Source organism: Asticcacaulis sp., from assembly GCF_051954415.1.
Taxonomy (GTDB): domain Bacteria; phylum Pseudomonadota; class Alphaproteobacteria; order Caulobacterales; family Caulobacteraceae; genus Asticcacaulis.
In genome coordinates, this window is sequence record NZ_JBQCHT010000005.1 from 1 (window position 1) to 5,875 (window position 5,875).

At 62.6% G+C, this 5,875-nt stretch carries 6 protein-coding genes; 2 read left to right on the plus strand and 4 right to left on the minus strand.

Translation table 11 applies throughout. From position 1 onward, the window contains the following. The 4 genes from cheB to ACTHND_RS01250 form a co-directional block, all read right to left on the minus strand. Positions 1–989: chemotaxis-specific protein-glutamate methyltransferase CheB (gene cheB, locus ACTHND_RS01235; protein ID WP_440175443.1), on the minus strand; the 989-nt coding region annotated here is incomplete at its 3' end. A gap of 97 nt (positions 990–1,086) precedes the next feature. Beyond that, positions 1,087–1,452 carry a response regulator gene (locus ACTHND_RS01240; RefSeq protein WP_440175445.1) on the minus strand — a complete coding sequence of 122 codons (366 nt, stop codon included), beginning with the start codon at positions 1,450–1,452 and terminating at the stop codon, positions 1,087–1,089. A gap of 30 nt (positions 1,453–1,482) precedes the next feature. Further along, on the minus strand, positions 1,483–1,926 hold the full coding sequence (locus ACTHND_RS01245) for a chemotaxis protein CheW (RefSeq protein WP_440175447.1): 444 nt from the start codon (positions 1,924–1,926) through the stop codon (positions 1,483–1,485). Further along, positions 1,923–4,442 (minus strand): chemotaxis protein CheW, encoded by a 2,520-nt coding sequence (locus tag ACTHND_RS01250; RefSeq protein WP_440175449.1) that lies wholly within the window; start codon positions 4,440–4,442, stop codon positions 1,923–1,925. The genes ACTHND_RS01245 and ACTHND_RS01250 overlap by 4 nt, the downstream gene beginning before the upstream one ends. A 205-nt stretch (positions 4,443–4,647) precedes the next feature. Between ACTHND_RS01250 and ACTHND_RS01255 the strand changes: the two genes are divergently transcribed. Together ACTHND_RS01255 and ACTHND_RS01260 are read left to right on the plus strand one after the other, a co-directional pair. Continuing rightward, positions 4,648–5,220 (plus strand): TetR/AcrR family transcriptional regulator, encoded by a 573-nt coding sequence (locus tag ACTHND_RS01255; protein WP_440175451.1) that lies wholly within the window; start codon positions 4,648–4,650, stop codon positions 5,218–5,220. Next, positions 5,217–5,771 (plus strand): hypothetical protein, encoded by a 555-nt coding sequence (locus ACTHND_RS01260; RefSeq protein WP_440175453.1) that lies wholly within the window; start codon positions 5,217–5,219, stop codon positions 5,769–5,771. Before ACTHND_RS01255 ends, ACTHND_RS01260 begins: the two co-directional genes overlap by 4 nt. Positions 5,772–5,875 lie beyond the last annotated feature (104 nt).

The window sequence follows — 5,875 nt, forward strand, 5'->3', positions numbered from 1 at the left end:
CCCATGCCGGTCAAGACGACACCCAGGGCGTGGTTGCCGTAAACCTCGGCGGCCGAACGGAAGAGAGGATCGACGGCCGGTCGGCACCAGTTGACCTGCGGCCCCTGGTCGAGCTTGATCTGCTTGACGATGGGGTCGTTCTTGATGGTCATGTGCCAGTCGCCGGGGGCGATATAGATGTTGCGGCTCTCGATCAGCATTCCGTCCTTCGCCTCCTGCACCTTTTGCGGCAGGGCCTTGTCGAGGTGTTCGGCGAGAATGGCGGTGAAGGTGGCCGGCATGTGCTGGACGATCAGCACGGGGATCTTCCAGTCAGGGCCGAGGCCGAGCAGGAAGGCGCGCAGGGCCGGCGGGCCGCCGGTAGAGGCCCCGACCACGAGGCAGTCTATGCGCTTGGGGCCGGTGCTGCGCGGCCGCACGATCGGTGCGACCGGTGTAATGACAGGCTTTGGCGCCATGACAGGCGCGGGACGAGGTGTCAGGGCCGAGGGGCGCTCCAGCGTGGCGGGCTTTTCGGTTGCCGGTGCCGGCGCGGCAGGTGCAGGCCACGAGCGCGTGCGGCCGCACAGCGCGCGGATCTTGGTCAGCAGTTCGGTGCGGAAGCCGTCAGCGCCGCCGATGCGGGTCGAATCGGGCTTCGGGATGTAGTCGGCGGCGCCCAGTTCGAGCGCGCGCAGGGTGACATTGGCGCCGCGCGTCGTTAGCGTCGAGGCCATCAGCACCTTCAGGCCCGGCTTGGCGGCCAGCAGCTTCGGCAGGGCTTCGAGACCGCCCATGTTCGGCATCTCGATGTCGAGGATCAGCACATCCGGCTGGATTTCCTTGACCTTTTCCACGCCCTTGGCGCCATCGATGGCCAGACCGGCCAGGATCATGTCCGGCTCATGTTCCAGCCAGCGCGAGATCAGCCCCCGCACGACTGCCGAGTCATCGACGATCATGATCTTCAGGGGCCGCAAGGACGCAGCGGTATGGGGATTCAAAGACATGAATGGAGCCGGAAAAAGTGAATACGCGATATTTTTTTGTTAGGCGTTTCCTCCCCGAAAGCGCCCGCCTTGGGGCGCTTCCAGAGTCGTCAGGATATTACAGCAGGCCGACTTCCGAGAACTTGGCTTCGAGAATTTCACCGTCGAACGGCTTCATGATGTATTCGGAAGCGCCTTCGGTCAGGGCTTCGGTGATGTGGGCCAGGTCGTTTTCGGTGGTGCAGAAAACCACGACCGGGACCTTGCCGCCGTCTTCCTTGCGCAACTGGCGCAGGAAGGTGATCCCATCCATGACCGGCATGTTCCAGTCGAGCAGGATGGCCGAGGGCATCTTTTCCTTGCAGGATTTCAGCGCTTCCAGGCCGTCATTGGCCTCGGAGACCTCGAATTGCAGGTTTTCCAGGATGCGTCTGGCGACCTTGCGTATCACGCGGCTATCATCGACAACGAGACAGGTTTTCATCCTGTTTTCCCCTAATATTCTAAAAGGCGTTTATGCGGCCTTCAGATGGGCTGCATCCAAAAGCGTGTGTGGATCCAACACTATCAGAAGTTCCTTTTCCAATTGATAAACGCCGACGATTATTTCTGCCCAGCGGGGGGGGAGGTTGCCGGGAGGGGCGTGGAACTTTTCATCGTCAAGCTTCAGCACCTCATCGACCGAGTCGATGACGAGGCCGTAGGAATCACCATGCACTTCCAGGCCGATGGCCAGGGGCTCAGGCGCGCCTTCCTCGCGGGGCGGCAGGCCCAGACGCCGGCGGGCGCAGACGGCGGTGACGATGCGGCCGCGCAGGTTGAGCACGCCGGCGATTTCGGCGCGTGACAGCGGCACGGGGGTCAGGCCGCGCGGATGGAAGACATCATGGACGCGGGCGGCATCGACGCCGAAAAGCTGGCCGCCGACGCGGAGGGTTACATAATCACGCAGGCTCATGCGACGGCTTTCTCATTGGTGGCGGCAGGGTGGCGCTGGTGTTCGGCCAGGCCGCGCAGGTGGTAATAATCGACATCGAGGATTTCGCAGGCGCGGCCGGCCACAATGGCGGTGCCGCGAACGCCCGGACGATCGGCCGACAGTTCGATGGTCATGTGGTCTTCCACGACATCGACGATCTCATCGACCGCCAGGCCCATGGCATAGCCTTCGCCGGTGAAGACGAGCAGGGGCTGGATGTGAGTTTCGTCGCTGTGGGCCGAAAGCAGGCCGGAGAAATCGCTGTTGACGGTCAGGATCGGCATCAGCTTGCCGCGATATTGCAGGGCGGCGCGGCCTTCCATGATCTCGATCTGCGACGATTCGACGTGTTCGAGGCGGGTGATATGCTCAAGTTCGACCGCCTTCGGCGCGCCGTTGCCGGCCTTGAAGAGCAGCATGGCGACCTTCTGGCTGCCGGCATCGGTGACGGTCTCTTCCGTTTCTTCGGCGGCCTTTTCTTCCAGCATGTTGCCGGCGCGCTCAGACATCGCGTTCGGATCGAGGATCAGGACCACCGAGCCATCGCCCAGGATGGTGGCGCCGGAGAAGACATCGACATCGCGCAGGATGGTGGCCAGCGGCTTGACGACGATTTCCTCGGTATCCAGCACGTCATTGACGACCAGGCCGTAGCGGCGCTCGCCGACCTGGATGACCATGACGAAGGTGGCGTCTTCGTCCTTCGCCGCCTCAAGCTGGAGCGTCGGGCCAAGCTGGACCAGCGGCAGCAGCTTGTTACGCAGCCGCAGGACCAGCGCGTCATTGATCTTTTCGATCCTGTGTTCGGCGTTTGCGCCGGTGCGGACCAGTTCCATGACCGAGGTCTGCGGCACGGCGAATTTCTGCGCGCCGGCACCAACGATCAGGGCCGAGACGATGGCCAGGGTCAGCGGAATCTTTATGGTGAAGGTGGTGCCCTGGCCGGCCACCGAATTCAGGTCGATCTGGCCGCCGATCTGCTCGATATTGGTGCGCACCACATCCATGCCGACGCCGCGACCGGAGAGGTTGGTGACCGCCGCCGCCGTCGAGAAGCCGGGCGCGAAGATGAAGCGGTGAATCTGCTGATCATTCATGCCCTCGACTTCGCCGCGCGAGGCCAGGCCCTTTTCAATGATCTTTTCGCGGATACGGCCGGTATTCAGGCCGCGGCCGTTATCGGCGATGCGGATGACGATGTAGCCGCCTTCGTGGAAGGCCGCCAGCTTGATGGTGCCATTGGCCGGCTTGCCGAGATCGATACGCTCCTGGGTGCCTTCCAGGCCGTGGTCAGCCGAATTGCGCACCATATGGGTCAGCGGATCGCGGATCAGTTCCAGCACCTGGCGGTCGAGTTCGGTGCCTTCGCCTTCCATGACGAGGTCGATCTTCTTGCCGAGTTCGTAGCTAAGGTCGCGTACCAGGCGGGGCAGCTTTTTCCACGCCGCGCCGATCGGCTGCATCCGGGTCTTCATCACGCTGTCCTGCAACTCGCCGGTCAGGGTGGATAGGCGTTGCAGCGGGGTGGCGAAGGCGGAATCTTCACGATTTCTGGAAATCTGGAGAAGCTGGTTGCGGGTCAGCACCATTTCCGAGACGAGGGTCATCAGACCTTCGAGCACATCGACCGACACGCGGATCGATTGCGTGGTGGCGATGCCTTGCGCGTCTTCGCCGCCAAGCGAGGGGGCAGGTTCGGGCGCGGCGGGCGCTTTCGGCGCGGCGGGTGCCGCGGCCTTGACCGGTTCAGGCGCTTTGACGGGCTCAGGCTTTACTTCGGCGACCGGTTCCGGCGCCGAATCGTTCATCCAGTCCGGCGCCTCGGCGGCGGCGAAGGCGGCTTCGAGATCGGCTTCGGAGACTTCGCCGGGGCGCAACTGGCGGCCGGTGGCGGGATCGATATCGCCGGGCTTGAGGCCGTCCTCTGGGCCATCTGCGGCGGCAAAGGCGGCTTCCAGTTCGGCTTCAGACACCTCGCCGGGACGCAGGGCGCGACCGGTGGCTGGGTCGATATCGCCGACGCCAAGCGCCGGCGCGGTGATTTCAGCGGCGTCGATTTCGGCACCGATCGGGCGATCCGGCACTTCGACGGTCTTGACGGTGGAGAGATCGACTTCCTGACCCTCGGCCATGGCCTCTAACTGCGAAATCAGGTCGTGGTCGTCGCCATCGGGCTCGTTGCCGGTGGCTTCGAGGCCGGCCAGGATTACCTTGATGCGGTCGATGGAATGCAGGACCAGGGTCACGGCCAGAGGCGTAACTTCCAGCTTGCCGTCGCGGAAGCGGCCGAGCAGGGTTTCGCCGGCGTGGGCCACGGCTTCGAGGCGCGACAGCCCCAGAAAGCCGCAGGTGCCCTTGACCGTGTGGACGAGGCGGAAAATGTTGTCGAGGGTTTTACGCTCGGTGGGATTGGCTTCGAACTTGACCAGTTCGCTATCGACGACCTCAAGGCTTTCAGCGGTTTCGGTCAGGAATTCAGCAATTAAGTCGTCCACAACATACCCCGTGTTTACTGCTCGCCCTGACGGAAATGAGACTCCGGGCAGGGCTTTTCACGAGCCATAGTGAACAGCTTTGGTTAAGGGACCGTTGCCACAATCTTACCAAAGTCTGAATTTTATCCGATTATCGCAGGTGGGTTGTTTTTAGGGACGAATTTTGTCGCTTGTCACATGATGCGACAAGGTATACACTGTATACATGACAACCAGAGACCGCATCCTGACCATTGCCATCGCCGAACTCGAAGCCAAAGGACTGGAAGGTCTGAGCCTGCGCGCCGTCGGCCAGAAGACGGGCATCACGCCCATGGCCGTCTACCGCCATTTTGTCGACAAGGCCGCTCTGTTGCAGGCTCTGGGCGAATATGCGCTCAGCCGGTGGCAGGCCCGTATTCAGGCGATGACCGATTTGCCGCTGCTGGCGGGTTTTGAAGCCATGGCAGCAGCCTTCGTTGATTATGCGCTCGATGAGCCGGCACTGTTCGATGCCGCCTTCGTGCTGAAAACGCGCGCCGAACGCATCTATCCGGAGGATTTCGAGGCAGGACGCTCGCCGGTCGTCGGCGAATTTGCGCGCCGCCTCGCTGAAGGCCAGGCACAGGGGCTGGTTCGGGAAGGGCCGCCGCTCGAGCTGGCCATGGCGGTCTGGGGCGTGTTGCAGGGTCTGGTGGGTCTGCATCGCTCCGGCCGGTTCAACCTGTCGCGGCCGGATTTCACCGCCTTGTGCCTGCGGTCGGCGGAACGGATATATCTGAAGGAAGGGCTGCAATGAAACTGTGGGGTATAGGCGCGGCATTGTTATCGGGGGCCTTGCTGGCGGTGAGCCGCGATACCGGGCAATTCGGCTGGTTGGTGCTGGTGGCGCCGGTGCCGCTGCTGGTTTATGCGATGCGCGCGCCGAAAGCGCGGCCGGTCTTCGGGTTGGCCCTTGCCTGTGGCCTGATGGGCGAGGCGGGGCCGATGTGGTTTTATGGCCGCGTCCTGCCGCTGATCTATGGGCTGGCATTGTATCAGGCGCTGGTGTTTGCCCTGGCGGTGCTGTTTATGCGCGGGCTGTATCACCGCGTATCACCGACGGCGGCTGTACTGGGCTTTGCCGCCATGATCGCCGCCATCGAATATCTCTATGGCCTTGTGTCGCCCAACGGCAGCTTTGGCGCGCTGGGCTATACACTGGTCGATGTCCTGCCCCTGTTGCAAACGGCGTCCGTGGCCGGTATCGCCGGCCTGAGTTTCCTGGCCGCGTTGATCCCCGCCGGACTGGCCGTTTTGTGCCTCAAACGCGACCTAGGGCGTAAACCCATAAACGGGATTCCCATTTAGAACTGATCGTGATTCAAGGCTTCCGGTGAACAGGGAGCCTTTTTCATGACGCGTCGCCGCTACGAGTTGACCGATACAGAATGGGATGTCATCGCGCCTTTGTT